Below are 18,288 nucleotides of genomic sequence, written 5' to 3'. Positions count from 1 at the left end.
TGTTTTCGTTTAGAAAGGGAGGCGGTCATTTGTTTAAAAACACTTTAGAAGGAATTCCGTACGTCGCTGGGGCTAAGTCTATCCGCCAGCTCGTCAAAGGGTTTTCCAATGATGAAAAATATGTACTTGATGAAACCTATCTAGTCCGGCTATTTCCGTTAACGGAAGCAGACAGGCGTAAAAAAGAATTTGAACTGGTTCAAACATGTGCCGCCCATTCTGATTTCGTCCCCAAGGCATTGGCATTTGGCCACTTGCCAGCTGATAGCAAAGCGTATATGGTGCTGACTTACATGCCAGGAAAAGATGGTGAAGAAGCACTGCCGGCGCTGTCTGAACAGGAGCAATACCAAATCGGTTTTGTGGCGGGGCAGGAGCTGGCTAAGTTGCATGAAATACAAGCGGATCAGGACTGGCCTTCTTGGGAAATAGCCAAAAAACAAAAGAGCGACCGCTATTTGTCAGCGCTAGAAAAAATAGAAGAGCTTGACCCTGCCCTTAAACAGTTGTTAACAGGCTATATTGGAGAAAATGAATGGTTGCTAATAGGGCGTCCGAATCGTTTCCAACACGATGATTTTCATCCGGCGAATATGATTATTGATCGTAACCGTTTTGTCGGTTTGGTTGATTTTGGCCGCTTCGACTTTGGCGATCCACTTCATGACTTACAAAAACTTGGCTTTTTTTCCGTTCGAGTGAGCATTCCCTTTTCCATTGGTGCCATTGATGGCTACCATAACGGTGAAAAACCAGGAGAGCGTTTTTGGCAACTTTATGCCCTGTATAGCGCCATGCATGTAGTGTCTGCCATCGTTTGGGGAAAGCGGACTAGCGAACAACAGTATGACACGCTATTGGCCTACTCTCTTGACGTGGTGAATGATCATCATGATTTTACGGAAATCATCCCTAGTTGGTATCGGCAAAAGGCAGGCATGCCTTTTTAGCTGCCACCTCCTTACTCATTTTTATGAAAATCTACATATGCCATGGGTGTGCCCTCTACTAGATATTCTTTTTAGACTTGCTTTCTCGATAAAACCCTTCGCTACGATAGGGAGTGAGCCATTCGCTTTCAATAACTTGTATCGCTGCCCCTTTAATAGGGAGAAGGCGGCGTGAGAGGCGGCAAGCCAGTGATTCGTAGTCTTCGATAAAATCAACATGACGCTCATAGGGGACAAGCACTTCTACGAGTGCAGTGGCCGCGACTTCATTGAATTGGTTTTTCCAATGTTTATAGTTTGAGAGATCAATAACACGGAGGCAATCAGACACAGGGTTTTGATAATGGGCATGGAACAGCGCTTTTGTAGAGGCGAGGTTAGGAGTGCCATTGCCGAAATCGTGGTAAAGCGTTGTCCTGCAAGTGACTTTACAGGCATACATTGATGTCAATCCTCCTCATTAAATTGTGTTGTTAGTATACTAGATTTTATAAATGAAGCCAACAGAGTCGAAGACGAATAATGGGCCATCTATACTTCCCATTGTTCGTTTTTTTATATTGACACGTTTCCCAACCATTGCTACACTAACAATGTCCAATAGGAAAATACCCGTATAATTGCAGGAATAAGGCCTGCACGTTTCTACCGAGCCACCGTAAATGGCTTGACTACGGCATGATAAATGGAGCGCAACACCGTTGCGCCGTTTGTGTCAGCCTCAGGTAGAAAATCCCTGGGGTTATTTTGCGTTAGGAGGAAGAAAAAAGATGGATCGTTTTTTTAAGCTTACAGAGAATGGGACGTCTGTTAAGCAAGAACTGCTAGCTGGGTTTACCACGTTTCTTGCGATGGCGTACATCTTGTTTGTCAATCCCGATATTCTGGGGGCAGCGGGAATGGACGTTGGCGCAGTCTTTGTTGCCACAGCGCTTGCGGCAATGACGGGTTCTATCATTATGGGGCTCGTCGCCAATTACCCAATCGCCCTTGCGCCTGGAATGGGGCTGAATGCCTTTTTTGCTTTTTCTGCGGTCATTGGCATGGGCTTATCTTGGCAGGCTGCGCTTCTTGCCGTGTTTTTCTCAGGTGTCATTTTCCTTGGCATCACCGTTTTTAAAATCCGTGAAAAAATCATTGATGCTATTCCAGAAGAATTAAAATACGCAGCCGGTGCAGGGATTGGGTTGTTTATTGCCTTTATTGGCTTTAAAAATGCAGAGATTATCGTAAGCGACCCTGCCACCTTTGTGGCGCTTGGCGATTTGTCAGCTCCTGGCCCTTTGCTGGCTGTTTTTGGGATTGTCGTTACGATTATTTTTGTCGTCCTCGGCTTTAAGGGCGCGGTGTTCTATGGATTGGCGATTACTGCAATCGTCGGTGTCATTACTGGCTTTACGACATTAACAGGCGTCGTTAGCGCCCCGCCAAGCATCGCACCGACGTTTTTACAAGCATTCCAAGTAGATTGGCAAAATGAAGTGTTTACTGTGCAAATGGTTGGTGTCGTGTTAACGCTCTTATTTGTTGTCTTTTTTGATACAGCAGGCACTTTATTTGCCGTTGCCACACAAGCAGGCTTTGTAAAGAACAACAGACTTCCACGTGCTGGCAGAGCGTTGTTTGCCGATGCGAGCGCTACGACAATTGGCTCATTGCTCGGAACATCGACAACAACTGCTTACGTCGAATCCACATCAGGCGTTGCTGTTGGAGGACGCACAGGGCTAACGGCTATTTTTACTGGATTGCTGTTTGTCGTCGCTCTGTTTTTCTCGCCGTTGCTTAGCATCATTACAGGCCATGTGACTGCTCCGGCCTTAATTATCGTTGGCGTCATGATGGCGACATCATTGCGTTTTATCGATTGGAACAAAATGGAGATAGCGATCCCTGTCTTCTTCACAGTTATCACCATGCCGCTTACGTACAGCATTGCCACTGGGATTGCGCTTGGGTTTGTACTTTACCCGATTACAATGTTGGTAAAAGGGCGAGGAAAAGAACTTCACCCGCTTATGTATTTACTGTTTGTCGTGTTTATCGTCTATTTAGGTTTTCTACATCAATAAGCAAAAAAAGCTGGCGCTCTGTTGCCGGCTTTTTTTGTGAACCAACGATGTAAAAAGGTTTAGCCGAATAAATTCTATATTTGTCGTCTAAATGGTTGAGTGATCGTTTTTCCATTGTTATTGTTAACTGCGACAGTATTGTTTGCTTTTAGGTACCCAACTTTAAAGGAATGATGTATTAGTGGCTACTATAGGAATACTGATCATTGCCTCGATAAGTGTCATTGCTTTTATTGTCGCTGTATTTGCTAGCCACACAATAAAGTCCAATTATTTGGCCAGTGTTTTTTGCTTGTTAATAAGTGGTGTCGTGCTTATAGAAATAGTTAGCCATGGCACTCGTAAAGCCTTAACGTTCGGCACAATTTTGTTGTCATCCCTTTTTGCCGCTTTTTTTGCCGCCGATTTAAAAATGATCAAATAAACGCGTACCAATGGCCAGCCATTGGTACGATTTTGTCTTCGTTCCAACGTCCATTCAGACAGTGTCGATCACTCAATCATTTTGCTTTGCGTATCTGTTAATGCCTCGACCCACTGTTTGAAGTCTACAAGCCGCCTATAGTCGGGTTCAATGGTGGTGCCAGCAATGATGAACGGCATGGTTGAGTCAAGCTTATGCAAAGAACCATGGCCTGCTCCGCCTGTATGTTTCGGTGTATGCTTTGCGATAAATTCATAGCCAGGAAGAGCGTCAGCAATTAAAAAGCGGCCGTCGTGTGAATGGAGGGCCCCGTGGAGCCTTGCCAGGGCATCGGGGTAGTCGTCGAACAGTATGGCATTTTGGTCATTTGTTGTAAGGCCTAAAATCGTTTCATCTCCGTCAATTGACCAAGTTTGTTGGTAAGGGTCGACATAGTCGCCGTTTGGGGAAAAGGTAAACAGCTCGTTTGACTTAGGAGAAGAGACATAATTGCTGCCATTTTCGCTCCAGGCCACAAAGCCGATTCGTGCGTCGCTTGTTAATTTTGCCGCTACTTCAGTGTAGGAAAGTTGTTCATCAAGCAAATGTAAATAAGTCATGCGCGCGTTAAGGGCAGGGACGATTTGAAAAGATGCTGGAGAAGCCTCGTCTCCAGCATTCCAAACGGTAAACTGAGATAAGAGCTGGTTTAAATCGATTTCCGCTGTTTCTTTATTATCCAAAATAACCGCTTGACCGCTATCCCCACAAACAATCCAGACTGCTTTTTCCAATGCTTCTTCCCAAGATCGATACGTGTTTAAAATCGTTTGCAGCTTTTTGTCAACTTGTAAAATACCTTTCAATGCCATCGAGCCGTGTTTGTGGACTTGTTTATCCAATTCAGGGAAGTAAGCGAGCGTAAAAGCAGGCAGTTGATTTTGCTCAATAAGATAAACTAGCTCATTTGCCGTCGCTGCATCTGTTAATCCAGCTGATTTCCATAACTGAAGATCGTTTTTCGGGCTGAAATGGGAAAACGCCCCCATTGACAACAACGATGGCCCTTGTGTTTCAATCGTTTTCGGCAGCATATTTAGCCATGCTGCACCATTTGGTGTCGTTAATGTGTGCGGCTTTGGGCCTCGATAAATCAAACCATTTAGAGATGCTGCTTCGAGGTTGTGGGAAGCTAGTTCTTCGTAAATCGTTGCTGTCTGTTTGTTTAAATGCTCTTGGTTTAAATGGAGCATGCTATCAGTTGTGACTTGCTTGACGCCAAGGGCGATAATTTCATTTAAGCCGCTGCCATAATTAACGAGGCGCTTTTCATCTGTTTTAAACCAGGCTAAACCAGGAATGCGATGGCCGTTTGCATACGTCCCTGTAAGCAAAGTGCTGTCAATCGTTACAGACATTGTTGGATACGAACTAACCAAATCAGAGTAGTAACGGCCAGCGTTCATTAAAAACTCAAACGCTGGAGCGTTTCCGTCCGCCACTGCTTTTTGCAATGGCTCATCCATGAGCGAATCAACTAATAAGACGATGACAGGTTTGCCTTGCTTGTTGCTAGTGTGGTACTGATTGATGTTTTTGGCGGGAGTGTATAATCCAATGATCGAAACTGCTGCTAGCAAGAACACGATGAAAAGTACCAATAAGAACTTTTTCTTCATACGGCACACTCCTTTAAATCGTCAAGGGAAGAAAGACAACCGGCATCTCAACAGGAAACGCCGGTTGCATCGTTTACTTGGCATTAGGGAATATTCTTTCGATCGTTTCATTGAATTCTTCGATAAAGCCCTCTACAGGCTCTCCTTCTTGAATGCGGTCCGCATAGTTCGTTGCCCGCTCGACAAAATCAGGGTTAGAAGACACATACACATTGCGAATGTTCTCATCCGTTTCCCTAACCTGTTCGGAAATTTTATCTTCAACGTCATCAGTGACTTCGTCTTCCGAGCCATTGGCAAGCATGACCGCTACATAGGCGTTTTCATTTGTGACAAATACATTCGCCCGTTCTACTTCGTCGAGTTCAGAAATTCGTTCTGCCACTTCGTCGGCTACTTCTACTCGTCCTTCAAACGGTCCATTGCCATTTTGCTCATTGTTGCTTTGTTGCTCAACTTCGGTTTCTCTATTGTTGTCGCCTTGATCCGGTTGCCGGTCATTCCCATTCATGCCACATCCAGTTAGAATCAAGCCGATCAGAAAAGCGACTGAAAACTGTTTGATACGATTCATCAATTATCCCTCCTAATCTTGGTACTGGTAGGATGTGATAATTGTTTGCCTATTATTCACAGCAAGATGAAAAGGTTGTTTTGTTGGGCGATTATGGGGGCCATGCCAATAATTGCAGGTAACAACGCGTCGCTAAATTTTTTATACTTGATGTATAGAGGAGGACGCTTCGTGATTATTTTTACACTATTAGCGATTTTGGTTATTTTGCTTTTTTATAGAGGTTACAAAAACACGCAACATTTGGTGGTCAACACGGTTTCTGTATCTGTATCTGAGTCGGATCGGCAGGCTAACCAATCTTTATGTGTCCTGCATATTTCCGATATGCATCTTGAGCGGATTTCCGTCACTCCTGACCAGCTTTATGAAAAATTGCGCCATAAACGGATAGACTTAATTGCTCTAACGGGCGACTTCGCAGACCGCAAGAAAAGCATACCGAAAATGATTCCGTATTTGAAGATGTTCAGCCGATTAAAGCCGCTCTATGGGATGTATGCTGTATTTGGCAATCATGATTATTGGTTGAAGTCCCCTGATTTTCAAGAGCTGAAGGAAGTATTAGAAAAGCATGGCTGTAAGACGATGCAAAACGAAAATGAAGCGATTATTATCGATGGGAAACGGTTGAATATTATCGGCATTGATGATGCTGGATCTAGCCGAGGGGATATAGACAAAGCGTTTAATGGCGTAGCCAGTGGATATAACCTCGTATTGACCCATGATCCGAACATTGTCCTTGATATGGATCATGTCTCATTTGACTATTTGCTTGCTGGCCATTTTCATGGCGGGCAAATTCATTGGCCAAAGCCTTATCACCTTGTGAAAATGGGAAAATTAGTACGTTTGAAAATGGTAAAAGGTTTGCATCACCATAAAGGGCAACCGTTTTATATTAGTGAAGGTTTAGGGCAAACAGGGTTAAATATCCGTCTTGGAAGCCGTCCTGAAATTACGCTGCACCATTTAGCGTTGGATGTGTTAACGGAAAAAAGAAATACGTTAGCCGGTTAGGAGCCTGCCACTAAAAGGAGGGCCTCCAAGAAAGGGTGTCCTCTTTCTTGGAGGCTTTAGTCATTTTGAAAAGAACCCCCGCAAAGCAAAGGCAATATTTTGCGGCCGTTCGGCAAGGCGGCGCATGAAGTAACCGAACCAATCGGTTCCAAAGGGCACGTATAACCGGACTTTGTAGCCTTGTTCGAGCAGTTCCTTTTGTAGCGTTTCGCGAAAACCATAAAGCATTTGAAATTCAAACTGACTTTTAGGAATACCTTTCTCCGCCGCATACGTTTTAACTTTTTCAATAATATGGTGGTCGTGGCTGGCAATCGCCGTATACGAACCGTTATCGAGGTGAAGACGAATAATGTTGAAATAGTTTTCATCGATAAGAGCCTTTTCTTGTAATGCCACTTCTGCTGATTCTTTGTAAGCCCCTTTAACGAGACGGAGAGGAACGCCTTTTAACGAGCGGACGTCTTCTTCTGCTCGGTGCAAGTAAGCTTGGATGACAGTGCCAACGCCGTCGTATTCATTCCTGAGTTTCTCTAAAATAAGCAAAGTTTGTTGGCAGTGCGCATAATCCTCCATATCGATTCGGACGAAAATTCCGAAGCTACGTGCCGTCTGGACAACCCGTTTCATGTTTTCGAGGCAGAAAGCTTCATCAATATCAAGGCCAAGTTGCGTCAGTTTGACGGAAAGGTTGCAGTCAGCCCCTGTCTCATTAATGGCGCGTAGGACGTCTAAACACGCTTCTGTCGAGTCCAATGCTTCTTGTTCTTCGGTAACGAATTCGCCTAAATGGTCTAATGTACAAACAAGGCCTTTGTTATTTAAATCAATGACTGTGGCCATCGCTTCTTCTAGTGTTTGTCCAGCGACAAATTGCCGCGCGCCAAATTTTAATCCCCATTTTTTAGCTGCTTTATTTAATGGTTTGCTTTTAGCAAGCTGCATAAAGAATGAACGAAGCGGTTGATCTAGAACCATCGATGATTCCTCCTATTGCAATGTGTAGTTGCTAATATCAATGCAAGAAATGTGCCAATAATGAAAAATACGCTAAGAAAAAAAGATTGTTTATTGGCCAGGTTCGTCTAAAATAAAAGACAATAAGACAATTGTGTATAACGGAAAAATCCGTAAAGGAGTGTGACTCTGTTGCGCAGATCTCTTAAAGATGTGGCGGTGCCAATTGCCGATCAACCAAAAAACAGTGAGTGGCAGCTGCCTGAAGACACATTGATTGCTCAGTTGCCGCCGCTGTTAGAACTAAAAGACATTTATACGGTAGATCACACGAACAACGTTGTTGGGATTGTCAAAAAACAGGTGTTGGCCAATGTTTTGCTGGAAGAGCTAAAGCGCACAAATGCATTTTTACAAACAATGATGGAAGCGATGGATGACGCGGTCACCATGGTTGATGAAGAACAGCGGATTATCCAAATTAACGCCAAATCAGAACAATTGTATGCGTTAGCAAGCCATGCCATTGCCGGCAAGCCTTTGCGCCATTACTTTGATGAGGAAGCGCTCGTGCTATGGTCCGTTATGAAAGATAAACAACCAGTCGTCCATCAATACAACCAGCCGAAGCCTGGCTTACATGTGATTGTGAATACGGTTCCAGTATTTGAAGGAGAAGCGTGCGTCGGCGGCATCTCGATCGAACGGGACATTACAGATGTGGTTCGCTTAAATGAAGAATTATCGTCTAAAACCGCGTCTTTGCATCATTTGAATACGACTAGCGAAGATGAACCTTTTCAGAAAATCATCGGCCGCAGTGAACCGGTTAGGCGGGCAATCCATCTTGCCGCTAAAGTGGCAAAAACAACGGCGAATGTTTTAATTACAGGCGAAAGCGGCGTTGGCAAAGAACTGTTCGCTGAGGGCATCCACCAGGCAAGTGACAGAGCAGAAAAACCGTTTATTGCCATTAATTGCGGCGCCATTCCTGCGGCTTTGTTTGAAAGCGAATTATTTGGCTATGTGCAAGGCGCCTTTACTGGTGCGGCCAAAGGTGGCAAAAAAGGAAAACTCGATGCAGCGAAAGGAGGCACGCTATTTCTTGACGAAGTTGGAGAAATGCCTGCTGAATTGCAAGTAAAGCTGTTGCGTGTGCTGGAAGAACGAGCGTACTACCGAGTAGGCGGGCATGAAGCGATTCCGCTTGATGTCCGTATTGTGGCGGCAACGAACCGTGATCTAGAAAAGATGGTTGCGGAAGGCCGTTTTCGTGAAGATTTTTACTATCGTCTCCATGTCATTTCCATTTCCATTCCGCCTTTAAGAGAGCGGATGGAAGATTTGCCTGAGCTCGTCCAATCTTTTTTACAGGAATTTGCTCAGCGCTATGAAAAACCGGTGCCTAAATTAGATCCAGAAGTACTTTACGCGCTTAGGACTCAAAAATGGGAAGGAAACATTCGCCAATTGCGAAATTTAATCGAACGAATTGTGATTTTGAACGGCGACCACGAAGGGTCCGTTCATTGGTACCATTTGCCTGAATCGTACCAACAGAAATTGAAACACATGCCGTTGGCTTCAAAAGACAAGCCAAAAAAAGACGAGCGAATGGAAATCATCAATGCGCTAGAAAAAACGTATGGCAACAAATCAGCTGCCGCAAAACTGTTAGGCATTTCACGGGCAACATTATACAATAAATTAAAGCACTACAAATTGTAAGCGGAAACTGTCTAAATAGACAAAAGTGTATAAACAATAATAGACACAATCTGTTCAAGATTGTGTCTCTTTGCCATGGAGCAGGATTAAAACATTTCTGAAATGGTTTTAGCTTGCATATGGAGAGTAAGGTAATCTGGTCCGCCTGCTTTTGAATCGGTGCCTGACATTTTAAAGCCACCGAATGGGTGATAGCCTACAATCGCCCCTGTGCAGTTACGGTTAAAGTAGAGGTTCCCGACGTGGAAATCCTGTTTAGCTTGCTCGATTTTTGCGCGGTTGTTTGTTATTACAGCCCCTGTTAGCCCGTATTCTGTATTGTTGGCAATTTCGAGTGCTTCAGCAAATGTCGACGCCTTGCTAATGGCTAAGACGGGGCCGAAAATTTCTTCCTGCATAATCCGTGCTTTTGGATCAACATCGGCAAAAACCGTTGGGCGAATGAAATAGCCTTCTGCATCGTCGCTTTTGCCGCCAGCAACTAGTTTCCCTTCTGATTTGCCAATTTCAATATAACCTGTAATCTTGTCAAATGCCGCTTGGTCAATGACAGGCCCCATATAATAGTTCTTAGCGTCTGCCGGGTTGCCAACGGTAAGTGCTTCTGTTTTTTCCACTACTTTTGCGACAACCTCGTCATAAAGGTCCTCATGGATGACAGCGCGTGAGCCCGCTGAACACTTTTGTCCAGAGAAGCCAAATGCGGAAATAACGATCGCTTCAACCGCCGTGTCAATATCGGCTTCATTGTCAACGACGACTGTATCTTTCCCGCCCATCTCCACGATCACGCGTTTTAAATGGTTTTGCCCAGCTTGGACGATTGCCGCTTTTTCATACAAGCGGACGCCGACATCCCGTGAACCTGTAAATGTGATAAGCGCTGTTTTAGGATGTTCGACAAGGTAATTGCCCACTTCACTGCCGCTTCCTGGGACGAAGTTAATAACACCTTTCGGAACGCCTGCTTCTTCTAACACTTCGACAAATTTAGCAGCAACCACCGGTGTTGTGCTTGCTGGTTTAAGCAATACGGTATTGCCAGTGACAAGAGGGGCCACCGTTGTGCCTGCCATAATCGCAAACGCAAAGTTCCAAGGTGAAATAACAACGGTGACGCCAGTTGGCGTATAAATATAGCGGTTTAGTTCGCCTTCTCGGCTATGGACAGGCTTTCCTTCGGCTAATTCGACCATTTGCCGGGCATAATATTCCATAAAATCAATGCCTTCAGCAGTGTCTGCATCGGCTTCTTTCCAAGGTTTTCCTGCCTCTTTTATGAGCAACGCCGTAAATTCATGTTTGCGGCGGCGTACAATTGCTGCTGCGCGAACAAGAATATTGGCGCGTTCTGCAGGCGCCACCGTTCTCCATGATTCAAACGCAGTGCTGGCAGCCTCAATCGCTTGCTCGGCATGTGCTTTTGTCGCTTTGCCTGTCGTACCAATCAATTCTTGTTTGTTTGCCGGGTTATAAGACGAAATCGTGTCATCCGTCTCAACGCGGTCGCCATTAATGACCAATGGGTAATGGCCGCCTAGGTTCGCCTCCACTTGCTTAATGGCTGCGAGCAGTTCTTGCTTGTTTGCCTCAATTGTAAAATCAGTAAATGGTTCATGCTTATAAGGGGTAAACATTGGCTAATTCCTCCTTAAAAATTAGATTCATGAGGAAGCATGCAAGATGCGTGCCAATTTAACATTGCTGGCGAAATGGCTCGCAACCGCCTGGTGGCCCCATGAATTTGGGCGGGGGACCACTTGATTCATGAATGTATCGGTACGCTATCAGAAATGGACGACATGTTTTTTCTTTCATCCGGGTATACAAATAAAAAGTGGAGGAGGGGATCTTATGCGTAAACTGGTCGCACAAGTACTAACAATCGTGGCTGTCTATGGAGTCAAAAAAATGATTAACCGGTTTGTGCTTGAAGGCAAGTCGGCTAAAGCGCCAAAAGCGTAATCAGGAGGCTCATGCTTCCTGATTTTTTATGGAAACTTTAGTGGAAATTTACTTAAGTCAAAACAAGTTTAACCTTCGTAAGCTAATATAAAAGAAAAAGGAGGCGAAAATGGCTAAGAAAAAGGTCGTTTTTATTGGCGTGGCTAGTGCACTTATCATTCTTTTTTCAGAAAAAGCGTATGCAGAGGAAACAACGATCCGCATTCTTCATACAAATGACGCCCATGGCCGTGCATTTGAAGGAGAATTAGATGGCATCGGTTATGCAAAATTGAAAACGCTGATCGATGAAAACCGGGGAGAGCACTCGCTGTTGGTTGATGCAGGCGATACGTTCCACGGGACGACGTTTGCTTCCCTTGAGGAAGGGAGAACGATTGCAGATGTATTAAATACAGTCGGTTACGATGCTTTTGTGCCAGGAAACCATGATTTTAATTATGGGCTTGATCGATTGTATGAGCTTGAGGAAACAATTGATTTTCCAGTGATTGCTGCTAACCTCCTTAACGACGAAGAGGAACCATTGTTTGAACCATTCATGCTTCAAGAATTCGATGATGTGACAGTCGGCATTTTTGGGTTAGCTACACCGGAAACTGCTTTCAAAACGCATCCAAATAATGTCGCAGCTGTTACGTTTGAAGATCCATCAGCTGCTGCACAAAGAATGGTCGATCTGCTACAGCAAGAAGGCGCTGACGTCATTATCGCGCTTGCCCATTTAGGCATTGATGAAACGAGTGAAGATACAAGTCAGAAAGTAGCTGCTGAAGTCCAAGGGATTGATGTGATAATTGACGGGCATAGCCACTCGGAGTTGCCGACAGGACTTATAGGAGAAAATAATACGCTCATTGCAAGCGCCGGGGAGTATTTGCAAAACCTAGGCGTAGTCGATTTGGTGTTTGCAGATGGCGTCCTTGTTGAAAAAAACGCAAAGCTGATCCAGCAAAGTGAAGCAGAGGCGATCGAACCTGACGAAAAAGTAGAAGCATTGCTGGCAGAGTTAGAAGAGGGGCAACAAGCTATTTTGGCAGAACCTGTCGGGCAAACTGCCGTTGACTTAAATGGCGAGCGAGAGCATGTTCGAGTGGAAGAAACGAATTTAGGCAACTTCATTGCTGACGTGCTTCGTAACGCAACGGAAGCGGATATTGCCTTGACAAATGGAGGCGGCATCCGTGCTTCCGTTCAAGCAGGAATGATAACGAAAGGGGACTTAGTCGAGGTTTCCCCTTTTGGCAATTACGCCGTAACCGTAGAAGTGACAGGTGCCCAACTGCTAAAAGTTTTGGAAAACGGAGTGAGTGGCTATCCAGAACCGAGCGGCGGTTTTCCGCAAATTAGCGGGTTTTCGTTTCAGTTCGATCCCAACAATGAACCTGGACAGAGAGTCCATTCTGTTCTCGTTAAAGGCAAACCGCTACAAGAAAACGAAACATACTTGCTTGCTACAAATGATTTTCTTGCTGCTGGCGGAGATGAATACACGGATTTGGCCAATGCACCGATTGTCAATGAATTTAGCGCAGTCGATGAATTGCTGATTGAGTACTTGCAAGACGCAGGCGAAATCGCTCCTAAAATAGAAGGCAGAATTCAAATGGCTGCCACACCAGCAGAAACACAAGCACCTTTACATGCTGAATACGTCATTCAGCCAGGAGATACGTTGTTTGAAATCGGCCTTCGTTTAAATGTTCAATGGCCAAAATTACTTGAAATGAACCCTTCAATTAGAGACGAAGATGTCATCTTTTCAGGCGAGACCATTCTCGTACCGAACACACGGACATAACCACGTCCGTATTTTTTTGAGTTCAGTTGTAAAGCAAACTAGACAAAAAGTAAAATGTACTATACAATGAAGCGAGAAACGAATCGAGAAGGTGGACTATGGAGATTGAAAACAGGGTAAAAGTATTGCGTGCTGAAAAACGAATGACACAGGGAGAACTATCCGAGGCAGTGGGGGTGACAAGGCAAACGATTGTTGCCTTGGAAAAAGGGCGGTATTCGCCCTCATTATTGCTTGCCCTTCAAATAGCGAAGCAATTTGAATTACCTGTAGAAGATGTGTTTTTTTTAACTGAAGAGGAGTGATCGAATTTGAAATGGTGGTTTACGATCGTTAGTTTAGTGGTTACAATCGGGTTGTTTACATGGCAGCTCGTTGAATATTTCCGTGGCTTTGGGGAGATAGAAACGGCAACAGGGTCATGGGAAATGTCAATTAACATACTTCCGATGACTATTTTAATTATTGGCGCGATCATTTACGGAATTGTGAGCGCCTATTTAAAAAAGAAAAAAGGCATCACGTTTCAAAAAGGGCTGTTGGTGCCGCCAGAATTTTCGGAGCGTGATGAGCGTGAGAAAGAAATCACTGCTAATGCTTGCCGTACTGCTTATTTAAGCATGTATATTATCTATCCCGTCCTAGCGGCCTTACTTGTTGTTTATCCGTTGGTGCAAACGAAACTGCCGTACTTGCCGATCATTCTTGTTATGGCGGGGCCGCTTTTGCAGGCATCTGTTTATATGGTTTCATGGCGAAAAGGGTATTTGTCTTAATGCTGGCTTTATTTCATAGGAAGGGACAGGTCTAACATGAAGGAACGTTGCGCGCTTCTTATTATTGATATGATTAATCCGTTTGATTTTGACGATGCCGATAAGCTATTGCCTGATGCAAAGAACTGCGCGAAAGCGATTGCTAACTTAAAGGCAATACTACGCGACAAAGAATGGCCAGTCATTTATGTCAACGACAATTATGGCGATTGGCAATCGGAATTTACACAGGTCTATAATCATATTGTCAACAATCATTTGCCAGGAGCATCAATTGCGAAGCTGCTTGCTCCTGATACAGAGGACTATTCGGTGTTAAAACCCCAATTCTCGGGGTTTTTCGCTTCACCTTTAGACATGCTTTTAAGGGAGCTTAATGTTCAGACACTCATTTTGACAGGAGTAGTTGGCAATATGTGCGTCGAATTTACGGCCAATGATGCCTATATGCGCGATTATCAGCTGCTTATCCCTAAAGACGGTTTTGCCTGCTTTACAAAAGAAGAGTACGACGCTTCATTAAACCATTTCACCACGGTTTTGAAGGCGGATGTGGCTTCCACAAAAGAACTGCAAAAACGCTTAAATGGATAAAAGAATTGACGCAGAAGTGAATTTTAGTAAAATAGAATTGTTAGCACTCTAAACAAACGAGTGCTAAAAGATTCGTGATTGGATGGAAGGGAGCGCTCTTTTAATGGAAAAGAAGCAATTTCAAGCTGAATCAAAGCGTTTGTTAGAAATGATGGTCAATTCCATTTACTCGCAGAAGGAGATTTTTCTGCGCGAACTGATCTCAAATGCAAGTGATGCAATTGACAAAATGTATTATCGCTCGTTAACGGATGACTCGCTTTCATTTGAAAAAGACCGCTATGCGATTTATGTAGAAGCGGATAAAGATAACCGCAAGCTTGTAATTAAAGACACAGGGATTGGCATGACGAAAGAAGAGCTCGAAGCCAATTTAGGTACGATTGCCAAAAGTGGTTCACTCGCTTTCAAAAAAGAAACGAAAATCGAAGACGGCCACGACATTATTGGCCAATTTGGCGTTGGTTTTTACGCTGCCTTTATGGTCGCTGATAAAGTGACTGTCATTACCCGTTCCGTTGATAGCGACCAAGCTTATAAATGGGAATCGGATGGCACAGATGGGTATACGATTGAACCGGCTGAAAAAGAAGATGTCGGTACGGTCATCACACTCCACATAAAAGAAAATACGGATGAAGAATCTTATGATGAATACTTAGAGGAGTACCGTATAAAAGCAATTATTAAAAAGTACTCTGATTTTATCCGCTATCCAATCAAAATGAATGTAACAGTAAGCAAACCAAAAGAAGACAGTGAAGACGAATATGCAGAGTACCAGGAAGAGCAAACGATTAACAGCATGGTGCCGATTTGGCGCAAAAACAAAAGTGAGCTAAAAGACAGCGATTATGAACAGTTTTATCAGGACAAGCGTTACGGTTTTGATAAGCCCCTTGAACATATTCATGTATCAGTAGATGGCGCTATCCGTTACAACGCGATTTTATTTATCCCAGAGCATACGCCATTTGATTATTACTCCAAGGAGTATGAAAAAGGCTTAGAGCTTTATGCCAACGGCGTGTTGATTATGGAAAAATGCGCAGAGCTTCTACCTGACTACTTCAGTTTTGTGAAAGGGATGGTCGATTCAGAAGACCTTTCACTCAATATTTCTAGGGAAATGCTCCAGCATGACCGGCAACTAAAGCTGATCGCTAAAAATATTAAGTCAAAAATCAAGAGCCAGCTAAAAATAATGCTGAAGAAAGAGCGGGACAAATATGAGAAGTTTTATAAAGCGTTCGGGCGCCAATTAAAATTTGGCGTGTACAATGACTTTGGTGCGAATAAAGAGGACTTGCAAGACTTGTTGCTCTTCTATTCCTCAACAGAGAAAAAGCTAGTGTCGTTAAGCGATTATGTATCGCGGATGAAAGAAGGGCAAACGTACATTTATTATGCGACGGGCGAGTCGAACGAACGAATTGCCAAACTGCCGCAGACGGAAATGGTAGCTGACCAAGGCTATGAAATTCTCTATTTCACTGAAGATGTAGACGAGTTCGCGATCAAAATGCTCCGTTCTTATGATGAGAAAGAATTTATGTCTGTCTCCAGCGCCGATTTGGATATTGAAACAGACGAAAAGCAAGAGGAAGACACGAACAGCGAAGAGAACGAAAAACTATTTGAGAAAATGAAAAGCATTTTAGATGGAAAAGTAAAAGATGTGCGCACGTCCAAACGTTTAAAAAGCCATCCTGTCTTTTTAGCTGCAGATGGTGAGATTACGTTAGAAATGGAAAAAGTTTTACAAGCAATGCCAGACAACCAAAATGTAAAAGCGGAAAAAGTATTGGAAATCAACCCAAACCATGACGTCTTTCATTCCTTGAAACAAGCATATGAAGAAGACGAAGACAAGTTAAAGCTATATACCAACTTGCTATACAACCAAGCGCTCCTTATTGAAGGGCTGCCTCTTGAAGACCCAGTCGAATTCTCACAAAACATGTGCAAAGTCATGGTTTAACATCCATCTTTTCCTAAGCCTGCCGATGATCAATGTCGGCAGGCTTTTTTCAATAGAAACGAAATGCAATAGCACGATTAAAAGATTTGCAATTGGGACTTTTTTTAGTAGCCTTGCATCTGAGAAACGACCTGTTTACCCTGGAGGCGTGGGAAGACATTTTCATAGAAAGGGTGATTGAATGTCCACAGTGGAAAGGAAAAAGGGAATCTTCCAACGTTTTCTTGATGGGATTGAAAAAGCAGGCAATAAGTTGCCACATCCAGTGACGCTATTTGCGATTCTTGCTGTTCTTGTCGTGATCATATCTAGCGTTGTAGCAAGCTTTGGCATTTTAGTCGAGGATCCAGCTAATCCTGGAGAAACGATTGCTGTAAAAAACTTGCTGAGCGGTGAAGGGATTTCCTATATATTCACGAGTATGGTTGACAACTTTATTGGCTTCGCCCCATTAGGCGTCGTACTCGCAACGATGCTCGGTATTGGAATTTGTGAACGCAGCGGTTTGATTAGTGCCGGATTAAGAGGCTTTGTGCTCTCGATTCCAAACCGCCTCATCACGGCAGGGCTCGTTTTTGCGGCAGTGATGTCAAGCGTTGCCTCAGATGCGGGTTACGTGGTACTGCCTCCTTTAGGCGCTGTCATTTACGCAGCACTCGGCAGACATCCACTAGCAGGGCTTGCCACTGCATTTGCCGGTGTCTCCGGTGGGTTTAGCGCAAACTTGCTATTATCGGCGACCGACCCAATGCTCGGTGAATTAACGATGCAAGCAGCTGCAACAATAGACCCAGCGTACGCTGAACAAATGAATAACGCAATGAATTACTGGTTTATTATTGTATCAACGATTTTGATTACGATTGTCGGTACGATCGTTTCTGAAAAAATTGTGGAGCCTCGGTTAGGCACTTATAAAGGGGACTATACAGGCGATTTGGAACGTTTAAAACCAATCGAGAAAAAAGGCATGCTTTATGCTGGCATCGCTCTCGCCATTTCTGCTGCCTTAATCAGTTTACTTATTGTTCCAGAATGGGGGCCGATGCGGGGCACGGGCGACCAACCGATTGTCGTTTCGCCGTTTATGGACTCTCTCGTCGTTATTATTTTGTTGCTTTTCCTCATACCGGGGCTCGTTTACGGAATTGTAACGAAAAACATTAAAAGCGATAAAGATGTAGCAAAGCAAATGACGGACACGATGGCATCGATGGGCATGTTTATCGTCCTTGCTTTTACAGCGGGCCAATTTGTCGCTTACTTCTCTGAATCGAATTTAGGTTTATTTTTAGGGATTTTAGGTGGGGAAATGCTGACTTCCTTGAATTTAGACGGCATTCCAGTCGTTATTGGCTTTATTATAATCACTGCCTTCATTAATTTGTTTGTCGGCAGCGCATCGGCAAAATGGGCGATGATGGCACCTGTGTTTGTACCGATTATGATGCAAATTGGCTACTCGCCTGAGTTGGCGCAAGCGACTTATCGCGTCGCAGACTCGGCCACCAATATCATTACGCCACTGATGACCTATTTCGCCATTGTCATTGCTTTTGCCCAGAAATATGATAAAAATATGGGGATTGGTACACTAATTTCAGTTATGCTGCCCTTTTCGATTTGGTTCTTAATTTCATGGTCATTGCTGTTAATCGTCTGGATTTTTACTGGCCTTCCATTAGGGCCAAATGCGCCTATTTATATGCCTTAATTGTGAAAGCGGTTGCCGTATAAAGGAGTTTGGTTGCGGTGGAACGAATAGTAGAAGGGACGACGCATTTG

At 44.0% G+C, this 18,288-nt stretch carries 16 protein-coding genes and 1 riboswitch; of the genes, 11 read left to right on the top strand and 5 right to left on the bottom strand.

Going from position 1 to position 18,288, the window contains the following annotated elements:
• Window positions 1-29 precede the first annotated feature (29 nt).
• Window positions 30-950 carry a phosphotransferase family protein gene (locus BC8716_RS01270; RefSeq protein ID WP_094423612.1) on the top strand — a complete coding sequence of 307 codons (921 nt, stop codon included), beginning with the start codon at window positions 30-32 and terminating at the stop codon, window positions 948-950.
• A 58-nt stretch (window positions 951-1,008) separates the two neighbouring features.
• Here BC8716_RS01270 and BC8716_RS01265 read toward each other — a convergent pair whose 3' ends face one another.
• Window positions 1,009-1,392 (bottom strand): hypothetical protein, encoded by a 384-nt coding sequence (locus BC8716_RS01265; RefSeq protein ID WP_094423611.1) that lies wholly within the window; start codon window positions 1,390-1,392, stop codon window positions 1,009-1,011.
• Window positions 1,393-1,542: 150 nt separating this feature from the next.
• Window positions 1,543-1,644, top strand: a riboswitch (purine riboswitch).
• Window positions 1,645-1,720: 76 nt separating this feature from the next.
• Here BC8716_RS01265 and BC8716_RS01260 point away from each other — a divergent pair.
• On the top strand, window positions 1,721-3,022 hold the full coding sequence (locus tag BC8716_RS01260) for an NCS2 family permease (protein ID WP_094423610.1): 1,302 nt from the start codon (window positions 1,721-1,723) through the stop codon (window positions 3,020-3,022).
• A 181-nt stretch (window positions 3,023-3,203) separates the two neighbouring features.
• On the top strand, window positions 3,204-3,446 hold the full coding sequence (locus tag BC8716_RS01255) for a hypothetical protein (protein WP_094423609.1): 243 nt from the start codon (window positions 3,204-3,206) through the stop codon (window positions 3,444-3,446).
• Between the two features lie 68 nt (window positions 3,447-3,514).
• On the opposite strand, the gene BC8716_RS01250 is transcribed toward BC8716_RS01255, so the two are convergent.
• Both BC8716_RS01250 and BC8716_RS01245 read right to left on the bottom strand, forming a co-directional pair.
• Window positions 3,515-5,104, bottom strand: a complete 1,590-nt coding sequence (locus tag BC8716_RS01250; RefSeq protein WP_094423608.1) for an alkaline phosphatase family protein — start codon at window positions 5,102-5,104, stop codon at window positions 3,515-3,517.
• A 73-nt stretch (window positions 5,105-5,177) separates the two neighbouring features.
• A complete protein-coding gene (locus BC8716_RS01245; RefSeq protein ID WP_094423607.1) occupies window positions 5,178-5,678 on the bottom strand; it encodes a YhcN/YlaJ family sporulation lipoprotein in 501 nt (166 codons plus the stop codon).
• A 150-nt stretch (window positions 5,679-5,828) separates the two neighbouring features.
• Between BC8716_RS01245 and BC8716_RS01240 the strand changes: the two genes are divergently transcribed.
• Window positions 5,829-6,701, top strand: a complete 873-nt coding sequence (locus BC8716_RS01240) for a metallophosphoesterase (protein WP_094429134.1) — start codon at window positions 5,829-5,831, stop codon at window positions 6,699-6,701.
• Window positions 6,702-6,761: 60 nt separating this feature from the next.
• Here the strand turns inward: BC8716_RS01240 and BC8716_RS01235 are convergent, their stop codons facing one another.
• A complete protein-coding gene (locus BC8716_RS01235) occupies window positions 6,762-7,679 on the bottom strand; it encodes a proline dehydrogenase family protein (RefSeq protein WP_094423606.1) in 918 nt (305 codons plus the stop codon).
• Window positions 7,680-7,850: 171 nt separating this feature from the next.
• Between BC8716_RS01235 and BC8716_RS01230 the strand changes: the two genes are divergently transcribed.
• A complete protein-coding gene (locus BC8716_RS01230) occupies window positions 7,851-9,386 on the top strand; it encodes a sigma-54 interaction domain-containing protein (protein WP_094423605.1) in 1,536 nt (511 codons plus the stop codon).
• An 86-nt stretch (window positions 9,387-9,472) separates the two neighbouring features.
• On the opposite strand, the gene pruA is transcribed toward BC8716_RS01230, so the two are convergent.
• A complete protein-coding gene (pruA, locus tag BC8716_RS01225; protein ID WP_094423604.1) occupies window positions 9,473-11,023 on the bottom strand; it encodes an L-glutamate gamma-semialdehyde dehydrogenase in 1,551 nt (516 codons plus the stop codon).
• 437 nt (window positions 11,024-11,460) lie between these two features.
• On the opposite strand from pruA, the gene BC8716_RS01220 reads away from it, so the two are divergent.
• The 6 genes from BC8716_RS01220 to BC8716_RS01195 all read left to right on the top strand — a co-directional run bounded on the left by BC8716_RS01220 (window position 11,461) and on the right by BC8716_RS01195 (window position 18,217).
• Window positions 11,461-13,152: a 5'-nucleotidase C-terminal domain-containing protein gene (locus tag BC8716_RS01220; RefSeq protein WP_094423603.1), complete on the top strand. Its 1,692-nt coding sequence runs from the start codon at window positions 11,461-11,463 to the stop codon at window positions 13,150-13,152.
• A 98-nt stretch (window positions 13,153-13,250) separates the two neighbouring features.
• Complete coding sequence (locus BC8716_RS01215; protein ID WP_094423602.1) at window positions 13,251-13,457, top strand: helix-turn-helix transcriptional regulator; 207 nt, start codon at window positions 13,251-13,253, stop codon at window positions 13,455-13,457.
• A 6-nt stretch (window positions 13,458-13,463) separates the two neighbouring features.
• Entirely contained in the window at window positions 13,464-13,928 is a 465-nt protein-coding gene (locus tag BC8716_RS01210) for a hypothetical protein (protein ID WP_094423601.1), read from the top strand.
• Window positions 13,929-13,964: 36 nt separating this feature from the next.
• The gene (locus BC8716_RS01205; protein ID WP_094423600.1) at window positions 13,965-14,522 is read left to right on the top strand and encodes a cysteine hydrolase family protein; all 558 of its coding nucleotides are present in this window, start codon (window positions 13,965-13,967) and stop codon (window positions 14,520-14,522) included.
• A 103-nt stretch (window positions 14,523-14,625) separates the two neighbouring features.
• The gene (htpG, locus tag BC8716_RS01200) at window positions 14,626-16,503 is read left to right on the top strand and encodes a molecular chaperone HtpG (protein WP_094423599.1); all 1,878 of its coding nucleotides are present in this window, start codon (window positions 14,626-14,628) and stop codon (window positions 16,501-16,503) included.
• A gap of 181 nt (window positions 16,504-16,684) precedes the next feature.
• A complete protein-coding gene (locus BC8716_RS01195; RefSeq protein ID WP_094423598.1) occupies window positions 16,685-18,217 on the top strand; it encodes an AbgT family transporter in 1,533 nt (510 codons plus the stop codon).
• The last annotated feature ends 71 nt before the right edge of the window (window positions 18,218-18,288 follow it).

Source organism: Shouchella clausii (assembly GCF_002250115.1).
In the GTDB taxonomy this organism is placed as follows: Bacteria; Bacillota; Bacilli; order Bacillales; family Bacillaceae_D; genus Shouchella; species Shouchella clausii.
Note: the sequence above shows the minus strand (reverse complement) of the source record. Positions and strands in the feature narration are given on the sequence as shown.

Coding starts and splice junctions, on each gene's coding strand:
- BC8716_RS01265 (WP_094423611.1), bottom strand. CDS start 1,392: ATGTATGCCTGTAAAGTCACTTGCAGGACAACGCTTTACCACGATTTC.
- BC8716_RS01260 (WP_094423610.1), top strand. CDS start 1,721: ATGGATCGTTTTTTTAAGCTTACAGAGAATGGGACGTCTGTTAAGCAA.
- BC8716_RS01250 (WP_094423608.1), bottom strand. CDS start 5,104: ATGAAGAAAAAGTTCTTATTGGTACTTTTCATCGTGTTCTTGCTAGCA.
- BC8716_RS01245 (WP_094423607.1), bottom strand. CDS start 5,678: ATGAATCGTATCAAACAGTTTTCAGTCGCTTTTCTGATCGGCTTGATT.
- BC8716_RS01240 (WP_094429134.1), top strand. CDS start 5,829: ATGTATAGAGGAGGACGCTTCGTGATTATTTTTACACTATTAGCGATT.
- BC8716_RS01235 (WP_094423606.1), bottom strand. CDS start 7,679: ATGGTTCTAGATCAACCGCTTCGTTCATTCTTTATGCAGCTTGCTAAA.
- pruA (WP_094423604.1), bottom strand. CDS start 11,023: ATGTTTACCCCTTATAAGCATGAACCATTTACTGATTTTACAATTGAG.
- BC8716_RS01220 (WP_094423603.1), top strand. CDS start 11,461: ATGGCTAAGAAAAAGGTCGTTTTTATTGGCGTGGCTAGTGCACTTATC.
- BC8716_RS01215 (WP_094423602.1), top strand. CDS start 13,251: ATGGAGATTGAAAACAGGGTAAAAGTATTGCGTGCTGAAAAACGAATG.
- BC8716_RS01205 (WP_094423600.1), top strand. CDS start 13,965: ATGAAGGAACGTTGCGCGCTTCTTATTATTGATATGATTAATCCGTTT.
- htpG (WP_094423599.1), top strand. CDS start 14,626: ATGGAAAAGAAGCAATTTCAAGCTGAATCAAAGCGTTTGTTAGAAATG.
- BC8716_RS01195 (WP_094423598.1), top strand. CDS start 16,685: ATGTCCACAGTGGAAAGGAAAAAGGGAATCTTCCAACGTTTTCTTGAT.